This window comes from Chryseobacterium sp. Mn2064, from assembly GCF_049319685.1.
In the GTDB taxonomy this organism is placed as follows: Bacteria; Bacteroidota; Bacteroidia; order Flavobacteriales; family Weeksellaceae; genus Chryseobacterium.
In genome coordinates this window covers 667,493-685,459 of sequence record NZ_JBMOUE010000002.1, presented here as the reverse complement: position 1 = coordinate 685,459, position 17,967 = coordinate 667,493, and the positions used below count along the sequence as shown (strand labels likewise).

The 17,967-nt window shown below is 36.3% G+C and carries 16 protein-coding genes; 11 read left to right on the top strand and 5 right to left on the bottom strand.

The window, feature by feature from the left end; all coding sequences use genetic code 11:
* The first annotated feature begins 64 nt into the window (after nt 1-64).
* The 4 genes from rlmN to ACL9RH_RS10220 all read left to right on the top strand — a co-directional run bounded on the left by rlmN (nt 65) and on the right by ACL9RH_RS10220 (nt 4,202).
* Nucleotides 65-1,099, top strand: coding sequence for a 23S rRNA (adenine(2503)-C(2))-methyltransferase RlmN (rlmN, locus tag ACL9RH_RS10235; RefSeq protein WP_422693264.1), 1,035 nt, complete (start codon nt 65-67; stop codon nt 1,097-1,099).
* A gap of 62 nt (nt 1,100-1,161) precedes the next feature.
* Nucleotides 1,162-2,112: a sterol desaturase family protein gene (locus tag ACL9RH_RS10230; RefSeq protein WP_422693263.1), complete on the top strand. Its 951-nt coding sequence runs from the start codon at nt 1,162-1,164 to the stop codon at nt 2,110-2,112.
* Nucleotides 2,113-2,272: 160 nt separating this feature from the next.
* On the top strand, nt 2,273-3,151 hold the full coding sequence (locus ACL9RH_RS10225; protein ID WP_422693262.1) for a hypothetical protein: 879 nt from the start codon (nt 2,273-2,275) through the stop codon (nt 3,149-3,151).
* Between the two features lie 73 nt (nt 3,152-3,224).
* Complete coding sequence (locus tag ACL9RH_RS10220) at nt 3,225-4,202, top strand: polyprenyl synthetase family protein (protein WP_422693261.1); 978 nt, start codon at nt 3,225-3,227, stop codon at nt 4,200-4,202.
* A gap of 1 nt (nt 4,203) precedes the next feature.
* On the opposite strand, the gene ACL9RH_RS10215 is transcribed toward ACL9RH_RS10220, so the two are convergent.
* A complete protein-coding gene (locus ACL9RH_RS10215; RefSeq protein WP_422693260.1) occupies nt 4,204-4,497 on the bottom strand; it encodes a hypothetical protein in 294 nt (97 codons plus the stop codon).
* A 136-nt stretch (nt 4,498-4,633) separates the two neighbouring features.
* On the opposite strand from ACL9RH_RS10215, the gene ACL9RH_RS10210 reads away from it, so the two are divergent.
* Both ACL9RH_RS10210 and ACL9RH_RS10205 read left to right on the top strand, forming a co-directional pair.
* Nucleotides 4,634-7,066 carry an alpha-ketoacid dehydrogenase subunit alpha/beta gene (locus tag ACL9RH_RS10210; RefSeq protein WP_422693259.1) on the top strand — a complete coding sequence of 811 codons (2,433 nt, stop codon included), beginning with the start codon at nt 4,634-4,636 and terminating at the stop codon, nt 7,064-7,066.
* Nucleotides 7,067-7,151: 85 nt separating this feature from the next.
* Complete coding sequence (locus tag ACL9RH_RS10205) at nt 7,152-7,493, top strand: hypothetical protein (protein WP_422693258.1); 342 nt, start codon at nt 7,152-7,154, stop codon at nt 7,491-7,493.
* A gap of 31 nt (nt 7,494-7,524) precedes the next feature.
* Here ACL9RH_RS10205 and ACL9RH_RS10200 read toward each other — a convergent pair whose 3' ends face one another.
* A complete protein-coding gene (locus ACL9RH_RS10200; protein WP_422693257.1) occupies nt 7,525-7,941 on the bottom strand; it encodes a carboxymuconolactone decarboxylase family protein in 417 nt (138 codons plus the stop codon).
* Nucleotides 7,942-8,068: 127 nt separating this feature from the next.
* Entirely contained in the window at nt 8,069-8,461 is a 393-nt protein-coding gene (locus tag ACL9RH_RS10195; protein WP_422693256.1) for a winged helix-turn-helix transcriptional regulator, read from the bottom strand.
* 165 nt (nt 8,462-8,626) lie between these two features.
* Here ACL9RH_RS10195 and ACL9RH_RS10190 point away from each other — a divergent pair, with 165 nt between their 5' ends.
* The gene (locus tag ACL9RH_RS10190; RefSeq protein WP_422693255.1) at nt 8,627-9,688 is read left to right on the top strand and encodes an NADH:flavin oxidoreductase; all 1,062 of its coding nucleotides are present in this window, start codon (nt 8,627-8,629) and stop codon (nt 9,686-9,688) included.
* A gap of 280 nt (nt 9,689-9,968) precedes the next feature.
* Here the strand turns inward: ACL9RH_RS10190 and ACL9RH_RS10185 are convergent, their stop codons facing one another.
* On the bottom strand, nt 9,969-10,127 hold the full coding sequence (locus ACL9RH_RS10185) for a hypothetical protein (RefSeq protein WP_422693254.1): 159 nt from the start codon (nt 10,125-10,127) through the stop codon (nt 9,969-9,971).
* Nucleotides 10,128-10,266: 139 nt separating this feature from the next.
* Between ACL9RH_RS10185 and ACL9RH_RS10180 the strand changes: the two genes are divergently transcribed.
* Complete coding sequence (locus ACL9RH_RS10180) at nt 10,267-10,755, top strand: ASCH domain-containing protein (protein WP_422693253.1); 489 nt, start codon at nt 10,267-10,269, stop codon at nt 10,753-10,755.
* 90 nt (nt 10,756-10,845) lie between these two features.
* Here the strand turns inward: ACL9RH_RS10180 and ACL9RH_RS10175 are convergent, their stop codons facing one another.
* On the bottom strand, nt 10,846-12,048 hold the full coding sequence (locus tag ACL9RH_RS10175) for an aminopeptidase C (protein ID WP_422693252.1): 1,203 nt from the start codon (nt 12,046-12,048) through the stop codon (nt 10,846-10,848).
* Nucleotides 12,049-12,311: 263 nt separating this feature from the next.
* Between ACL9RH_RS10175 and ACL9RH_RS10170 the strand changes: the two genes are divergently transcribed.
* The 3 genes from ACL9RH_RS10170 (at nt 12,312) to ACL9RH_RS10160 (ending at nt 17,967) form a co-directional block, all read left to right on the top strand.
* A complete protein-coding gene (locus ACL9RH_RS10170) occupies nt 12,312-12,830 on the top strand; it encodes an RNA polymerase sigma factor (protein ID WP_422693251.1) in 519 nt (172 codons plus the stop codon).
* A 12-nt stretch (nt 12,831-12,842) separates the two neighbouring features.
* Nucleotides 12,843-15,125 carry a T9SS type A sorting domain-containing protein gene (locus ACL9RH_RS10165; protein WP_422693250.1) on the top strand — a complete coding sequence of 761 codons (2,283 nt, stop codon included), beginning with the start codon at nt 12,843-12,845 and terminating at the stop codon, nt 15,123-15,125.
* Nucleotides 15,126-15,192: 67 nt separating this feature from the next.
* Nucleotides 15,193-17,967, top strand: a complete 2,775-nt coding sequence (locus ACL9RH_RS10160; protein ID WP_422693249.1) for a hypothetical protein — start codon at nt 15,193-15,195, stop codon at nt 17,965-17,967.

Below are 17,967 nucleotides of genomic sequence, written 5' to 3'. Positions count from 1 at the left end.
CAGGTAATAGGTTGTAGGTAATACTATCTGCAACCTGTACCTAAGATCTGCAATATACCCTGAAATGAAAGATATCCGTATATTATCACTAGACCAGCTTAAAGACTACTTTGTATCTTTAGGAGAAAAGCCGTTTCGTGCGAAACAGGTCTATGACTGGCTATGGAGCAAAAACCTCCATTCGATTGATGAAATGACGAATCTTTCGAAATCTCTTCGTGAAAGAATTTCAGAGGAGTATACCATTAATCCTGTTTCCGTAGATCTGCTTCAGAAAAGCTCGGACGGAACCATCAAAAACGGAGTGAAACTTCATGACGGGCTGATGGTGGAATCTGTTCTTATTCCAACAGAAACAAGAACCACAGCCTGTGTTTCTTCACAGGTAGGCTGTTCATTGAACTGCGAATTCTGTGCAACGGCAAAACTGAAAAGAATGAGAAATCTTGAAGTTGCCGAAATTGTTGATCAGGTTGCCCTGATTGACAGCCAAAGTAAAATGTACTTTGAAAGACCGCTTACCAATATCGTATTCATGGGAATGGGAGAACCTATGATGAACTACAAAAATGTAGTGGAAGCGATCCGGAAAATTACCCAGCCTGAAGGTTTGGGAATGTCTCCAAGAAGAATTACCGTTTCTACATCCGGTATTCCTAAAATGATCAAAATGCTTGCAGATGACGAGCTGCGTGTGAAACTGGCGTTGTCCCTTCACTCTGCGATCGAATCCAAGCGTAATGAGATTATGCCTTTCTCCAACAAATTTCCGTTAACGGATATTATGGAAGCGCTTCAGTACTGGTATCAGAAAACGGGTTCTGTAATCACTTTTGAATACTGTGTATGGAAAGGAATCAATGATGGAGATGAAGATATTAAAGCGCTAATCAAGTACTGTAAACAGGTTCCTTCTAAAGTTAACCTTATTCAATACAACCCAATCGGAGACGGAAAATATGACCAGTGCAACAAACAGGCGGAAGAAAACTACATTCGCCAGCTTGAAAATGCAGGCGTTACAGTAATGGTCAGAAGAAGCCGTGGAGGGGATATTGACGCAGCTTGCGGACAGCTTGCCAACAAAAATGCAGATTAAAATTTCCTTAAAAAACTCTTAAAGTTCTCTTAAAACCCTACCTTTGCAAAAATTATTTTGTGATGATGGATTTTCTAATGAGCGAGGATGGGCTAGAACACGTGTATGCTTGGGCTGTTCCATTGCATGCTACAGTTATTTTAGCCGAAATGATTTACAGCCATGTTTCAGAAGCGAAACTATATAGTGGTAAAGATCTGGCAACCAATGTTTATCTGGCACTGATGAATTTTGGCCTTGATTTGATCATGAAAGCGTTTGCGATGGGAGTGATGTTTTTCTTTTACAATCACAGACTTTTTTCATGGGATCTTAGTATTTGGTACTTACTGGCTTGTTTTATCATCACAGATTTTGCCTATTATGTGCTGCATTATGTAGATCATCGTTCCAGAGCTTTCTGGGCAGTTCATATTACGCACCACAGCTCAGAATACTTTAATCTTACCACAGGTTTCAGAAGCCCGGTATTACAACCTCTTTACAGATATTTATATTTTTCACCACTGGCTTTTTTAGGATTTAATCCTTGGCACATCATGGTGGCTTATGCAATTGGACAAGTCTATGGAACTTGGGTACATACACAGACCGTGAAGACTATGGGATTCTTGGAATATATTTTGGTAACCCCTTCTCATCACCGTGTACATCATGCCTGTAATGTAAAATATCTGGATAAGAATATGGGAATGTGTCTGATCATTTGGGATAAAATATTTGGCACTTTTCAGAAAGAAGACCCGAATATTCCGGTGAAATATGGTATTTATCCTAAAATGCCGGATAACAGGCCCGATACTGTTTTATTTTATGAATGGCGAAAAATCTGGAAAGATCTTAAACAGCCTGGATTAAAGTTCACAGACAGAATTAATTATATTTTCAATTCGCCGGGATGGAGACATGACGGAACAGGAAAAACGGTAAGGCAATACCAAAAAGAGTATTTTGCAAAACAGGCTAAAAAGAAAGAACAACAGCAAAATCAGAAAGAGCAGAAAACGGCTTAACTTCTGGTTATTATCAATAGAAATCTAAGGGAAAAGCGGGCTATTTTGGCCCGTTTTTCTATTGTAGATAAATAAAGGTAATCAGTCTATAAACCGTATGATTTATATATCCGAAAACCTTCCAACCTCTGAACTCAGAAGAAAATCCTATTTTTGTTGTATGAAAAAATTCGTCCTGATTATTACTTTAATACTTGCTCAATCGGCATTTTCACAACGCCTGGACTATCTGAAGATAAAAAAGTACAGAGTAAGCCATCTGGACGATAGAATAAAAGAGACTTCAGGGCTTAATTTTCTGAACGGAAAGCTTTACACCTTCAACGATAGTGGAAACAATCCTGAATTATTTGAAATCAACAGAACGACGGGAGAAATCGTCCGTATTTTAGAAGTTAAAGGAAAGAACAAAGATTGGGAAGCTCTCACCAATGACGGAACCCACTTTTATATAGGAGATTTTGGAAATAATAACGGGCGAAGAAAAGATCTTGAAATCTATAAGATCCCTGTTTCTAATGACAGTCTCAAAAATGATCAGATCGGCAAAATTCAATTTCAGTACCCGGAACAGGAAGATTATATTTCGGGATATTTGCATACCGACTTTGATGCAGAAGCCATGATTTTTGCCCATGGAAAAATTCATCTTTTTACCAAAGAATGGACCTCAAAAGCGACAACTCATTATACCATTAATCCTGAAACCTATGAAAAGCAGGATGCTGTAAAAACAGAAACTTATACAACCGGTTTTGTTGTCACCGATGCTTCGTATTTTCAAAATAAATTATATCTGGTGGGATATACGAAAAAGACAGAAGTGTTTTTAAATGTTTTTACAGAAACAGAACCGGGGGTGTTTTTTAAGGAAACTCCGAAACGGTATTATCTTGGAAGTGCCTTGTCAATAGGTCAAATTGAGGGAATTGCAGTAGATGAAACCGGGATGTATATCTCAGGTGAAAAGTTCAAATCTCCGTTGGGAAGTACAAAACCATCATTCTATTTTATTCCAAAAGAGCAACTCAAAGATTAATTTTATCTTAAAATTGAGCGAAAAAAATTATCTTTGTGAGAATTAATAATTATTCACCCAGCATTCGCAGATTGTGGCAAATACAGTAGAAGAGATTAAACGACCGATCAATGATGAAATGAAGCTTTTTGAACAGAAGTTTTATGAATCAATGCAGAGTAAAGTAGCTTTATTGGATAAAGTAACCCGTTTTATTGTTACCACAAAAGGGAAACAGATGCGCCCTATGTTTGTGTTTCTTTGTGCTAAGCTGGTGGGCAGTGTGACAGAAAAAACGTATCGCGGAGCTTCTATGATAGAACTCATTCATACCGCTACTCTGGTGCATGATGATGTCGTAGATGAAAGTTTTAAGCGTCGTAATTTTTTCTCAATCAATGCTTTATGGAAGAATAAGATTGCTGTTTTGGTAGGAGATTATCTTTTATCAAAATCAGTATTATTATCTACCGATCATAAAGATTATGATTTACTGGGAGTCATTTCCAGAACCATCCGTGAAATGTCTGAAGGAGAGCTTCTTCAACTTGAAAAAGCTAGAAAACTGGATATTACCGAAGATGTATATTATGAAATTATCCGTCAGAAAACAGCAACGTTAATTGCAGCATGCTGTGAAATTGGTGTCCTTTCTAACAGTACAGACGAAGCTCTTGCGAAAAAAATGCAGGATTTCGGTACCTATACAGGAATGGCTTTCCAGATCAAAGATGACCTTTTCGATTATTTAAGTTCCAATGTGATTGGTAAACCGGTCGGAATTGACATTAAAGAACAAAAAATGACCCTTCCTTTAATTCATACGCTGAAAACAGCAGGAGAAAAGGACAGAAAATATTATTTCGATACCATTAAACGCTACAACAACAATCCTAAGAGAGTGAAAGAACTTATTGAATTTGTTAAAAACTCAGGAGGATTGGAATATGCAATTACCGTGATGAAAGACTTCCAGCAAAAGGCGAAGGATATTCTTAATGAATTCCCTGATTCTGAAGCCAGAAAATCGTTGCATATTATGCTTGATTATGTAATTGAACGAAAATTTTAAATTAAATTATCTTTAGGGTTACAATTATAACGGCTAGAACTATACAAAATAAAGCGATTAAAAATAAATAATCCGCAATAGTCTCAAACGTGTATTCCCGCTTCTTATTTTCTGTTCTGATCGCCAGGAACGAAAAAAAACAGCTGCAGGCAAAAAGCATACAGGCAAACCCTGCAAATTCATCCAGATACGTACTCTGACTTATTCTGGCGATTTTCAAAGATGTGATAATAATCAATGAAAACCCTAAAAGATTGCTCGAAGCATTCAAAATATGGGGCGATTTTTTTTCCATCTTTACAAATTTTATCAAAGTAAAGCACAATTTTATTTATTATCAAATTTTTAAAAAAAATTATTAAAAATTAAAATTAATTTAAAAATTGTATATTAGCAAAATACTTGAAGAATAAAAACTTTTTTACTTAGCTATGCAAACAACCTATATTGAAACACAGCAAATATCCTTTCAAGATTTTAAAAATCAGATACTTGAAGATTACAGGTTAGGAAGGATCTCTCGTGAAATGTCTTATCTTGGAAGAAGAGAAGTACTTACGGGGAAAGCTAAATTCGGAATTTTTGGGGATGGTAAGGAACTTCCTCAGCTGGCCATGGCGAAAGTTTTCAGAAATGGAGACTTCCGTTCAGGATACTACAGAGACCAGACTTTTGCATTGGCAATAGATGCTCTTACAGTAGAAAGTTTCTTTGCACAGATGTATGCAGATACCAGTGTGGAAAGAGAGCCTGCCTCTGCGGGAAGACAAATGAACGGGCACTTTGCAACAAGAAGTTTAAATGAAGACGGAAGCTGGAAAGATTTGACAGCACAGAAAAATATTTCTTCTGATATTTCTCCTACAGCAGGGCAAATGCCAAGATTATTGGGATTGGCTCAGGCTTCTACGATCTATAAAAGCGTAAAATTTGAGGGTTCTGAGAAATTCTCAAGAGAAGGTAATGAAATTGCTTTCGGAACCATTGGAGATGCTTCTACAGCAGAAGGTCATTTCTGGGAAACATTAAATGCTGCCTGCGCGCTTCAGGTTCCTATGATTGTTTCAATCTGGGATGACGGGTACGGAATTTCGGTTCCTACAAAGAATCAAAGAGCTAAAGGTGATATCACCGAGATGTTGAGCGGTTTCCAAAGAAAAGAAGGAGAAAACCAAGGATGTGAGATTATTCAGGTGAAAGCTTGGGATTATCCTGCATTATTGGATGCTTATGCGAAAGCAGAACATTTTGCAAGAACAGAAAGTGTACCTGTTGTAGTACATGTTGTGGATGTAACGCAGCCACAGGGACACTCAACTTCAGGATCTCACGAAAGATATAAAAACGAAGAACGTTTAGCTTGGGAAGCTGAGTTCGACGGACTGGTGAAATTCAAAGAATGGATTTTGAATTATTCTATCGAAATTGACGGAAAAGAGGAAGTAATTGCTACTGCTGAAGAATTAGATGCTATTGACGAAGAAGCCAAAAAAGCAGCTAAGACAGGTCAAAAATTGGCTTGGGAAAACTATCAGAAAGCTATTACAGAACTTATTCAGTCTATTTTACCTTTAGTAGAAAACCTTAAAGGGCAGAATGCTGAAGTAGAAACATATATCGCTCAGTTTAACAAATTGGTTTCAAAAGCTAAAAAAGATATCTTCCATTTGGTGAGAAAATCTTTACTGGCAACAAGAGGAACCAACTCTGCAGAGAGAAATCAATTGATGCAGAAGTACAACGAAGCTTCGGCTGTTGAAAAAGATAACTATTCTTCTCACTTATACTCTCAGTCTGAGTGGAAAGCTGAAAACATCAAAGAAATCAAGCCTGTTTATTCCGACAGTTCTGAAGATGTAGACGGTAGAGTAGTGATCAGAAATAACTTTGACAAAATTTTTGAAAAATATCCTGAAACTTTAATCTTTGGTGAAGACACCGGAAACATCGGTGACGTAAACCAGGGATTGGAAGGAATGCAGGAAAAATACGGTGCATTGCGTATTGCTGATACAGGAATTCGTGAAGCAACGATCCTTGGACAGGGAATTGGTATGGCCATGAGAGGATTGAGACCTATTGCTGAAATTCAGTATTTAGACTATGTTCTTTACTGTTTACAGGGAATGAGTGATGATTTAGCAACTGTTCATTACAGAACCAAAGGAGGACAGAAATCTCCGCTGATTATCAGAACAAGAGGACACAGATTGGAAGGAATCTGGCATTCAGGTTCTCCAATGGCAGGGATTCTTAACCTTTCAAAAGGTATTTTGGTGTTAGTGCCAAGAAACTTAACAAAAGCGGCAGGATTCTACAATACCATGCTTCAGGCTGACGAACCGGCAATCATCGTAGAGTGCCTGAACGGATACAGACTGAAAGAAAAACAACCGGATAACTTAGGAGAATTCACAGTTCCGGTAGGTAAAATTGAAGTAACGAAAGAAGGAAAAGATGTCACTTTGGTAACATATGGTTCTACTTGGAGAATTGTAACGGAAGCAGCCAATGAATTAGAAAAATTAGGAATTTCTGCAGAAGTGATTGATGTTCAGTCTTTAATTCCTTTCGATTTATCTCACGAAATTGCTGAAAGCGTTAAGAAAACCAACAGATTAGTCGTAATTGACGAAGACGTAGAAGGAGGAACTACAGGATTTATTCTACAGCAGATCCTTGAAAAACAGAAAGCTTTCAGATACCTGGATTCAGATCCGTTGACGATTTCTGCAAATGATCACAGACCGGCGTATGCAAGTGATGGTGACTATTTCAGTAAGCCATCTACAGACGATATGGTAGAAAAAATCTATGCAATGTTTAATGAAACAAATCCTCAGAAATATCCAGCGATATTCTAATTGGGATTTTAGATAAATTTTAAAACCGCTTCCTTTTGGGAGCGGTTTTTAGTTTATATTTGCTTGAATCATTCAATGATAAACCATGAAAACTAGACTCTTATATTTGCTATTAATTATAAGTTGTAAAACAGAGGATAAAAAAGAAGTATTGCTGGCAGACAGAGAAGCTCCTTTAGGCTGGATGTATTTAAAAATGTATGATGATAAAAGCTTCGAATTTATCTCTCAAGGAATGATGCGAGATAAAGATGTGTATACCGGAAGTTATGGTTTAAAACATGATACCCTTTATTTTGAATATAAAGATTCAATTCCTAAAGCAGGTTCAAAAGCTGTTATAAAAAAAGGATTTGTGAATTATATTAATGGTAGTTATCATGAAAGCGTTCAAATAAAACTTAATAAATTATCAATTCCCAAATAAAAATAAGTACATATGGGCACCTCTTTATTGATTAATCTCCCTTCGCTAAAGTAATTCTCAGTTTATTCAAAGTATTCATCAGAGTTATACTTGCTGTAAGTTCTACAATCTCTCGTTCTGTAAATTGATCTATCAGCTTTGCTTTTATTTGTTGCCAATTATCTTTACTGTAAATAACAGCCTCTGCCCATTCTAAAACAAGCTTTTGCTGATCATTGAAGACTTGGGTGTGTTTCCAGCCTGGGAGCCTGTTAATGATGTCCTGTTCAAAGCCGAAATCAGATAATTCTTTAGCATGATAACTACAGCAATAAGCACAGCCATTAATCTGAGATATCCGAAGTTCTACTAACGCAATCAGTTTTTGATCAATTCCTGATTTTCGGATGCTATTGTGGGCTTTATATAGATTCCCAATCGTTTCTTTTGCAATGTCTTTGTAATTCATAATTAAAATTTTTCTGCAAAGTTGTATCAGAAATAGTGTTGAACCTATATACTTACCTTTTCGTTCTATACTTACCTTTTTGAAAGTGGCTAGATATTAGATTCAATTTTAAGCACAAAAAAAGCGATCAGATATTGACCGCTTTTTTCATTTTTTTCTGTTCTAAAAGAGTTTTACAATCCTCTGCTTTATCAGGATCATAAACATGATATTTTGTTTCCCATTCTTCCAATTGATATAAAATCGGTAGCAAAGCCAGCCCTTTTTCTGTAAGGGAATATTCTACTCTTGGGGGAAGTTCTTTAAACTCTTCCCGAATCACCAGACCATCAGTTTCCATTTCTCTCAACTGATCGGTCAATACCTTTCTGGAGATCACATTAATGCGTACAGCAAGCTCTCCAAAACGTAATTTTCGGTCTTTAATCACCAATACAATGATGGGTTTCCATTTGCTCCCCAGTGCGGCCATTGCTTTACCTAGCGGGCAGCTGTATTGCATTAATTCGTTCTGTTTCATAAAGAGAATTTTTGTTAAAGTGGAAATGAAACCGGAATTTCATATGTTACTTTCATGTTACTAATGTAAGTTACTGCGAAGTTACCACTATTTTTTTAATAAAAGATACAAAAGTGAACTATTATTAGTTACTTTGTGTAACAATTATAAAATACAATATTAAATATGAGTACATCATCATTATTTAAACCTTTTCAATATAAGAATTTAGAGCTTAAGAATAGAATCGTAATGGCTCCTATGACCAGAGCTCAATCTGATAATGGAGTTCCTACACAGAATATTGCTGACTATTACAGCAGAAGAGCGGCTTCTGAAGTGGGATTGATCCTTTCAGAAGGAACTGTGATCAACAGACCCGGCTCAAAAAACTTACAGAATATTCCCGATTTCTATGGAACTGAAGCTTTAAACGGCTGGAAAAATGTAATTGATGCCGTTCACCACAATGGCGGTAAAATGGGACCTCAGATCTGGCACGTAGGAGATACGAGGATGTCAGAAGAGTATCCTTTGGTTCCTATGGAGAAGGCTTCTACAATGACTATTGAAGATATTCAGGATACGATTGCTCAGTTTGCGGCTTCTGCAAAATCTGCCAAAGATCTAGGCTTCGATGTTGTTGAGATTCACGGGGCTCACGGATATCTTATCGACCAGTTTTTCTGGGAAGTAACCAATACAAGAACGGATGAGTACGGCGGTAAAACCTTAAAAGAAAGAAGCCGATTTGCTGTAGAGGTAGTAAAAGCCATCAGAGCAGCAGTAGGAGAGGATTTCACTATTATTATCCGTCTTTCCCAATGGAAACAGCAGGATTATAAAACCAGACTGGCATTTACTCCTAATGAAATGGAAGACTGGTTGTTACCGTTAAAAGAAGCGGGCGTAGATATTTTCCACTGTTCGCAGCGTCGTTTCTGGGAACCTGAATTTGAAGGTTCTGACTTAAACTTTGCAGGATGGGCTAAAAAAATCACAGGTCAGCCAACTATTACTGTTGGGTCTGTAGGATTGAACGGAGACTTCCTAAATGCTTTTGCAGGTCAGGGAACAGAAAAAACAGATTTAACAGAATTGATCAGAAGACTTGATAATGAAGAGTTTGATCTTGTGGCTGTTGGCCGTGCGATTTTACAGGATTATCAGTGGGTACAAAAGATCAAAGAAGGAAATACAGAAGCGCTTCTTGACTTTTCAGCAGAAAGTATGGGCGTATTATTTTAATATCAATAATGAGTAGAGAATTTGCTTTGCCGTCATTTTTTTTAACAGCATATTTTATGGCTGGTAAGGCAAAATCCATCATTCATTCCTGGTATTAAATTATCATAATTCACTTTATTTTATATTTAATTTTCACCTATTTATTAAACGACGGGCTTTCAGATTTTCTGGAAGCCCGTCATTTTTTTGATCAGCATATGAATAATTATACAGCAATAACCAGAGTGGTATCAATGTAAAATCAAACCCACTTCCGAATTCAGAAATGGGTTTGACGATCTTATGGGCATTCCATGGTATCTGGTACACATCTCCAACGTGGAGGGATTCCATTGCTTCCTGGAATATAGCACGCTGTAGTTCCTTCCGGACAGTTAGGAGCACTTCCACCATTGATTTTCTTTAAATCACGTTTTGCTAATTTTATTAGATTTTTCATGAATAATATTTTGTTGATTCCTACAAATATAATATTTTTTATAAATTAGACAATACTTTGCACATTCATTTGAAATATAGGTTTTATTGAGTAATTGCTTTGCTGAAACTGTTATATTTATATTCTTAACAATAAGCATATGTCTCAAATAACAACATACTGGAAACAGTTTACAGACAGTTTAAATAATAGTTCTTCAGAATTGCCCGAATTAACGGGTTTCTTTCATTTTGGAGGAAAAGAAGACGCTACATCTATTGCAGATCTTGTTATTTCTGGACTTAAAACTGCTACCGGTTCTTTGCTCTGGGTTTATGAGCATGAAAATACCCCGATTCCTTCTGTCGGAGAATATAATATCATTACAGATTCTGATGACTGTCCGGTTTGTATTATTCAAACTACAGAATTAACGGTTATTCCTTTTGATCAGATAAATAATCAGTTTGCTTTTGATTGTGGAGAAGGTGACAGAACCTTAAGTGACTGGCGGGAAATCTATCTGGAATATATTCAGTCTGAATGTCAACGCATCGGAAAAAGACCTTCGGCTGATATTCCTATGGTTTGTGAGTACTTTAAAGTGATATACAAAGAACCTTTGGCTGAAAGAAATATTTTATCATAAAAACAACCCCGCTCCCGAAATTTTCGGGAGCGGGGTTTAACAGATTTAAATATCTAGACTGCCATCATTAAGACAGTAGAAGTGATTTTTTTACAAACCAATATTCTTAGTTGGTTTCAATTGCTTCAAAATATTTTTTGGAATAGCATTTTTGTGAACAAGGATCGCCGTAGATTTATACTCAACGTAAGGTCTTGTTACATAAAGATATCCAGCGAAATCGTTGGTTACACCCCAAGAATTTTTCACCATATAATATTCTTTACCTGTTTGGTCTTTTGCCAAACCTACGATGTGCATACCGTGATCATCCGTTGTAGAAAGGTTGTTAAGAGCTTTCTGACGCATATCTTCAGTAATCGTTTTGTCTTTCTTAGGTTCTGTGAATAAAGTCTGCTTATTCTCAGCATTGATTTGGTCTAGATCCATATCCGGAACGTAAGCCACTCCATTTTTATAAGAGAAATAAGGCTCAGAAACATCGGTTGCCCAACCTACAGAATATCCTTTAGTTACCGCATTATCTATAATGGCAGTAAGATCTTTCATAGGAACATTCCAGTCAGAATCGTGGCTCCAGTTATCAGGAATTGGAACAACAAATTTTTGATAATAAGGATAATCTTTGTACGAAGATAATTCCACATAATCTTCAGGGTTGATTCCTACCACTTCCTTAGCAAATGTTTTTGGAGTGTAGTTTTTCCCTTCATAAGTGAAATTAGCAGGTACTTTTCCTAAATATTCGTCAAGAATGGCATCCACAGAATCCATCCAGTTATCAGTAAGCTTCCCTTTTGAAGATGCCTGAACAAGGCTGTCAAGAACTGGTTTCAGTTTTCCCTGCATCTCCTTAAAGTTGTTGGTCGTCTGTCCAGATTTCAAACCTGTGTACACATCTTGTGGAACAGCTCCGTACTTTTTGTACATATTAATTACATCATGAAGCTCTCCTCCATCACCCCAGCTGATTGCTCCATTATTCAAAACGTATAATTTCGCCTTATCATGGTAAGAATTTCTTGCCGTGAAGATCTCAGCAAGATCTACAGGCTTTTTGCCCATCCTCTGCATTTCAGATTCAAGGAAAGAGTTTCCTGAATAGCTCCAGCAAGTTCCTGATGAACCTTGGTTCTTTACAGAAGTTGCGCCAACGTCTTTTAACGTTGTGAACTGGAAATTAGCATTTTGTGAGTGGTTGTTTTTTAACTTGTTGATCAAGTCATCTTGGGCAAACATCATACTTCCTGCAGACAAAACAAAAAGTAATGATGCAATTTTCGCGTTTTTCATTACTATAAAAAGATTATTTGAATTAATAGTCGTTCATAGTAAAGATATGTTACAAGAGGAAAAGTTAAATTTGAAATGAATTTTTTATGAAAAAATATATAACTAATAAAACCAATCACATGATATGATACACAAGCTTCTTTGCTTTCTGTTCTCCATTTGCTTTCTTTGTTTATTCATATGACATATTATTTGAAAAAAAGTTGATCATGTTTCCAACCTTTATAAAAAAAGCCGCATCTACTATAATATAACTCCTGACTATGGAAAGAGAATTATTATTGGAATGCCAGCGTAGCAACCGCAAAGCACAGCGGGTGGTTTACGAGAAAATGGCGGGCAGGCTTTACTCAGTCTGCAGACGCTATTTGAAAAATGATGAAGATATTGAAGAAGTATTAGCCGATACATTCTATAAAATCTTCACGAAGATCAACCAGCTACAGACCCTTGAAACTTTTGAAGCGTGGGCCAAAAAAATTGCGGTGAATGAATGTTTGCAAAAACTGAGAAGTAATAAGACCTCTTTTATTTCTTTGGAAGAAAATGACATTCCACCTTCCACAGCCAGCGTAGAAAATCTCTCATTTGAAAAAGATATGATGAACCTGCTAAACTTTCTCCCTGAAGGCTGCAGAGCCATTTTTAATCTTTTTGCGATTGAAGGTTATCCTCATAAAGAAATAGCTGCCATGCTTTCTATCAGTGAAGGTACATCGAAATCCCAGCTCAATTTTGCAAGAAAAAAATTGCAGGAACTTCTAGCGAATCAACATATCTAAACTTTTACAACAATGGAAAATAATCATATAGATCAACAATTCAATGAAGCCTCTAAGCTTTCAGAAGAACCAACAGTTTTTCCTGGTTTTGAAAAAGTGTGGGGAGAAATTGAAGAGAAATTAGATAAAAAAGAAGAGAAAAAGAGAATCATTCCTCTTTGGCTGCCATATGGTATTGCTGCAAGTCTGGTCATCGGGATGGGTGTATTTTATTTTGTGAATAAAAAAGAAACTGCAAAACCTTTAATAGTAGAAAGCCAAACCCTCAGAGGTCCTATTAACAAAAAAGATATTGCCAAAATAGACCGCACAATAAAGGAGAATATCAGAAAAGAAGAATCATTACCTATTCCGTTGGTACATCAGGTTCCATCAGTTGTAGAAATAGATGTGTACACATCTCGACATACCTGCAGTATTCCAGCTGTAGAGGCTCCTCCTAGAATAACAACAGCTTTACCTAGAATATATCATGATAGTTTAAAAGAAACGAATATAGATGAAGTCGTTGTCATGGGGTATGGTAGAAAAGTTAAGAAAGAGATGGTAACATCATCTTCCACAATAACGATTGCTTCTACTGATAAAGTGCCTATGAAGCCCTCTGCTGTATTATCTTCTTTAAGCGGAAAAGTACACGGAATCGCAGTTGCATCTGCCAAAACAAAAGAGGGTATATCAATAAGAGGAGCAAAAAGTATTGATGGTAGCTTTTCCATTCCACTATATGTGGTTGATGGAGTGGTAATAGGAAATAAATCTGGCTTTTTTGATGTATTGGAAGCCGGAAATATTAAAGAAATAAAAGTGCTAAAAGGTACTGAAGGCAGTGCTTTATACGGAAGCAAGGCCAGTAATGGAGTTGTTATAATTACGACTAAAGGCTTATCCAAAGAAGAAATTGAAAAACTTAGAGAAGCTTCTGACAAAAGTGAGAAAAAGCTTGAGGAGCCGGAAAAAGAACTTCCAAAAGCAGGACAGCTTACAGCAGGAGAAGTCAATGATTTTTCAAAATGGAATTATTGGAAAGATATTGCGGTTCCTACCTTGGATGAATATAAAAATACCTGGAAGTTTTTCCCTGACAGGAGGGTTTCTGTTCAGCTGGTTAATCAAGATAAGAAACCGGTTGTTGGCCAGAAAGTAAAATTGTTGGATGAATATAAGAATGTAATTTGGGAAGCTGTTTCAGATAATTTGGGAAATGCAGAGTTATGGATTTCGCCGATTACGGATAAAAATTCAGTTTCAGAAAAATATTATTTGACAGACGGTTTTGGGGAGGTCATCAGTTCCAATCTTCAGGAGTTTAAAAACCGACAGAATGTAATTATATTGAATAAGCCCTGCCTGGAAAAACGAAATTTAGATTTAGCATTTGTAGTGGATGCCACAGGCTCTATGGGAGATGAAATCTCTTATCTGCAATCAGAACTATTGGATGTCTTAAAAAACGTTGAAAAAAAATTACCCCATACAAAAGTACGATATGGATCAGTATTTTACAGAGATGAAGGCGATGAATACATTACCCGGAAATTTGATTTTTCAGATCATGCGGAAGATCTGATCGGTTTTATCAAAGAACAAAATGCCTCAGGCGGCGGAGATACTCCTGAAGCTGTCGTAGAAGCAATGCAGGTTTCTATTGATGAACTGAAATGGACAGATGGAAATTCCACAAAGATTATGTTTTTGATTTTGGATGCTCCTCCCCATCAAACAGAGGAAAATATACAAAAACTGTATGATAAAATAAAAAGCGCAGCCCAAAAAGGAATAACTATCATTCCTTTAGCAGCTAGCGGTATAGATAAACAGACAGAATATCTCATGAGAACTTTCGCTTTGCTGACGAATGGAACCTACACATTTCTTACCGACGACAGCGGAATCGGAGACAGTCATATAAAACCTACCATCGATTCTTATGAAATTGAAAAGCTTAACGATTTATTACTACGGTTAATTCTTCAACGAGCTGTTCTTCCGGCTTGCAGTACAGGAATTTCCAACGATAATATCAATAAAAAAATGGAAACAGAAATAGGGAATCATACAGATAGCAAAACAGTGATATTTCCGAATCCTACAAAAGGTGTATTGCAGGTGAAAACCAGGAAATCTATAGAAGAGCTATTTATATATGACCTTGCAGGAAAAATTATTATGAGAAAAGAAAAACTGCCTGAAGGTAAAAACACAATTGATTTAATTGCTTATCCACAAGGTGTTTATCTGATCCGTGTTCTTACGGATGGAAACTGGGAAACATTTAAGATCATTAAAAACTAACTATAGTTGAAAAAAGAAATTTCCCCGGAAATTTCTTTTTTCATATTTTTAAGCATACTAATCACCAATGAAAAAGAATTATTTGCTGCTGCTTCCATTTACTATTACTGTATTTCACGCTCAAAACTCACAATTATATTACTCAGGGAAATTTTTAAACTCAAAAAATAAATCAGAGAATTTTTTAAAGATCCATAATAAAAACAGTGGAGTTTATGAATTGACTGACGAAAAAGGATTTGCCATTATAGCCGCCAAACCTTTTGATACTCTGGTATGGAATCAGGGTAAAAACAGCCATGTGATAACAAACTATCAGCTGAGAGAATTAAAAGATATTTTGGAACAGCAAACAGAGAAGAAATATGTAGAAAATATTTACAGTAAAGTTTATGACAGCCTGACTTCAAAACAAAACAAGGACGATTTCAGCATAGAAAAAGCGATAACGACTCTCGGTAAGGGATCCAACAAATACTTTGATAAAGTAAGAAAACTGAACCAAAAGAATGACGAAACTTTTACGTTAAAAAAACTAAATCACAGAACACTCACTTTAAATGGGAACTTCCTTACCTCTTTGGATGTTAAAAGCAGAAACAATATTCCGGAAACTCAGGATCGGTATGTTCAGGGTAGATCAGAAAATGGAACTTTAATTTGGCGAGGACCGGAAACCAATGAAATGTTCAGTTTCGGACCGGATATTTCCTCTCTGGGATTTGATGGTTCACCTTATGAATACGATCAGAATGGAAGGTTGGTTCCATGGGCAGATGGCCTTCGGAATGCCAAAAAGTATAACAATAATCTTTTCAAAACAACGGTAGGATACAATAACCAGCTTAGTGTAAATGCAGTTGTAAAAGAAAATTATGTAGAAAAAACGCGACTTTCACTGAATCTGGGGCAGCAGAAAAATCAGATGTACTTTATAGACCAGTATGATATTATCAATACTTTTAAAGCTAAACTGAGCAAAAATTTTCATGGATACACTTTTGATTTTGCTTTTAATTATCAGGATAATAAAGCTACAAATACCAATAGAATAGGGCTCTTTAATCGTGTGTATCAGAATTCATTGCTGACGCCTGTTTCTTTTTCAAACGATCAGCAGATTTTTTTGAATAACGGCTCACAGAGAAGCTACAGCAAATATGCAGATAATCCTGTATATCTTTTTACTCAGGACAGCAAGTACCGTTATCAGAACAATCAGCGGCAGTATAGTTTTAATGCCAATAAAACATGGGGTGATTTTAAACTGAATCTCAACCAGTCTTATGAAAACAACACTATAGAAAACAGGGATCAGTATCAGCCGTCTACTCATGGTTTCAGTAACGGGATATGGAATGAAAGGACACAAAATAACAGGCTGTATCATTCCAACATCATGGGAAGTTATTCATTGGGTGGCTATGATTTTAAGAATGATTTTAGTCTGAATTTTATTTTAAATGACAGAAAATCTGATGTATACAATAGCTTTACAAACAAAAAGTATCTGTATCAGAGAACTTCGCAGGATTATATTTTTAATTATAATATGCATATTAGTGATTATTATTCTGATTTTGAGGCAGATTTTAATCTTGGAAATTCATTCTATATTTCCAATACTTCCCTTAAAAACAATTACTGGCTTCCAAAAGCAGGTGCTTATTTAAATTTTAGAAGGATCTTCAACTGGTCAAATTATGATTTTAAGATCCTGGGAGGGTATACTCAATTGAGCTCGGAGCCAGAGATTACAAGATCATATGCTTCTTATGCTACCACTTTACTGAATGCAGAAAATTCTTATCAGTATTTCCCAATACAGGAAGTCGAAAGTTACAGAGGACTTTCCAATATCAATACCAAAGAATGGAAAGCCGGGGGAAGATTGAATATAGGATATAAGATCAGTTTTGAAGGAGAGTATTTCAGTAAAAAAATAACGGATGATATATTTCCCGTGTTTGAAGACGGCCTGTTGAAGCTAAAAAATACGGTAGATCATACGTACCACGGATTTGAATTCAACTTTGCATATGACCGTCTTTATCTTGGCCAGGATTTTTATACCAGCAATAAAATTTCATGGTTCAAGTACAGAGATATTGTGGACAGAGTTACTCCGGAATATCAGAATCTTGCGGTTTCCGGATTTAAAGATATTTATAAAACACTCTCGGAAGGCCAGGTTCTCGGAGCTGTTATGGGAAGCTATTTTGAACGGAATAAAGAAGGTCAGCTTATCATTGATGAATTCGGATATCCCAAAAAAGCTGCAGGGATGAAAATTATTGCAGATCCTACTCCCGATTTTGTCATGAAATTCAATCATACAATCAACTATAAAAATCTTTCTCTGGATATCAACTGGGAATGGAAAAAAGGCGGCCAGCTGTGGAACGGAACGCAGGCTGTACTGGATTATTATGGTCGTTCTTATGGATCCGGAGAAGAGAGAAATATAAAAAATTATGTTTTTCAGGGCGTACAGGCCAATGGAAATGTCAGTCAGATTCCTGTCGATTTTTATGATCCGAACAAGAATGTTCAGGAGAACCGATGGTCGAGATACGGTTTTACAGGCGTTGCAGAACAGTATATTCAAAAGGCAGATTATATAAGAATTAATAATATTTCCCTGTCTGCCAATTTTCCAGTGAACTTCAGTAAACAGTTTGTGAAAATTACTTTGTATGTGAATAATATTCTGCTGTGGCAGGCTAATAAAGGCGTAGATCCTAACCAGAGTTTTTATGATACGGACAATGGTCGAGGATTGGATTTTTTCAATCTTCCTTCTTTTAAAACAATGGGCTGTATTGTTTCATTCAAATTTTAA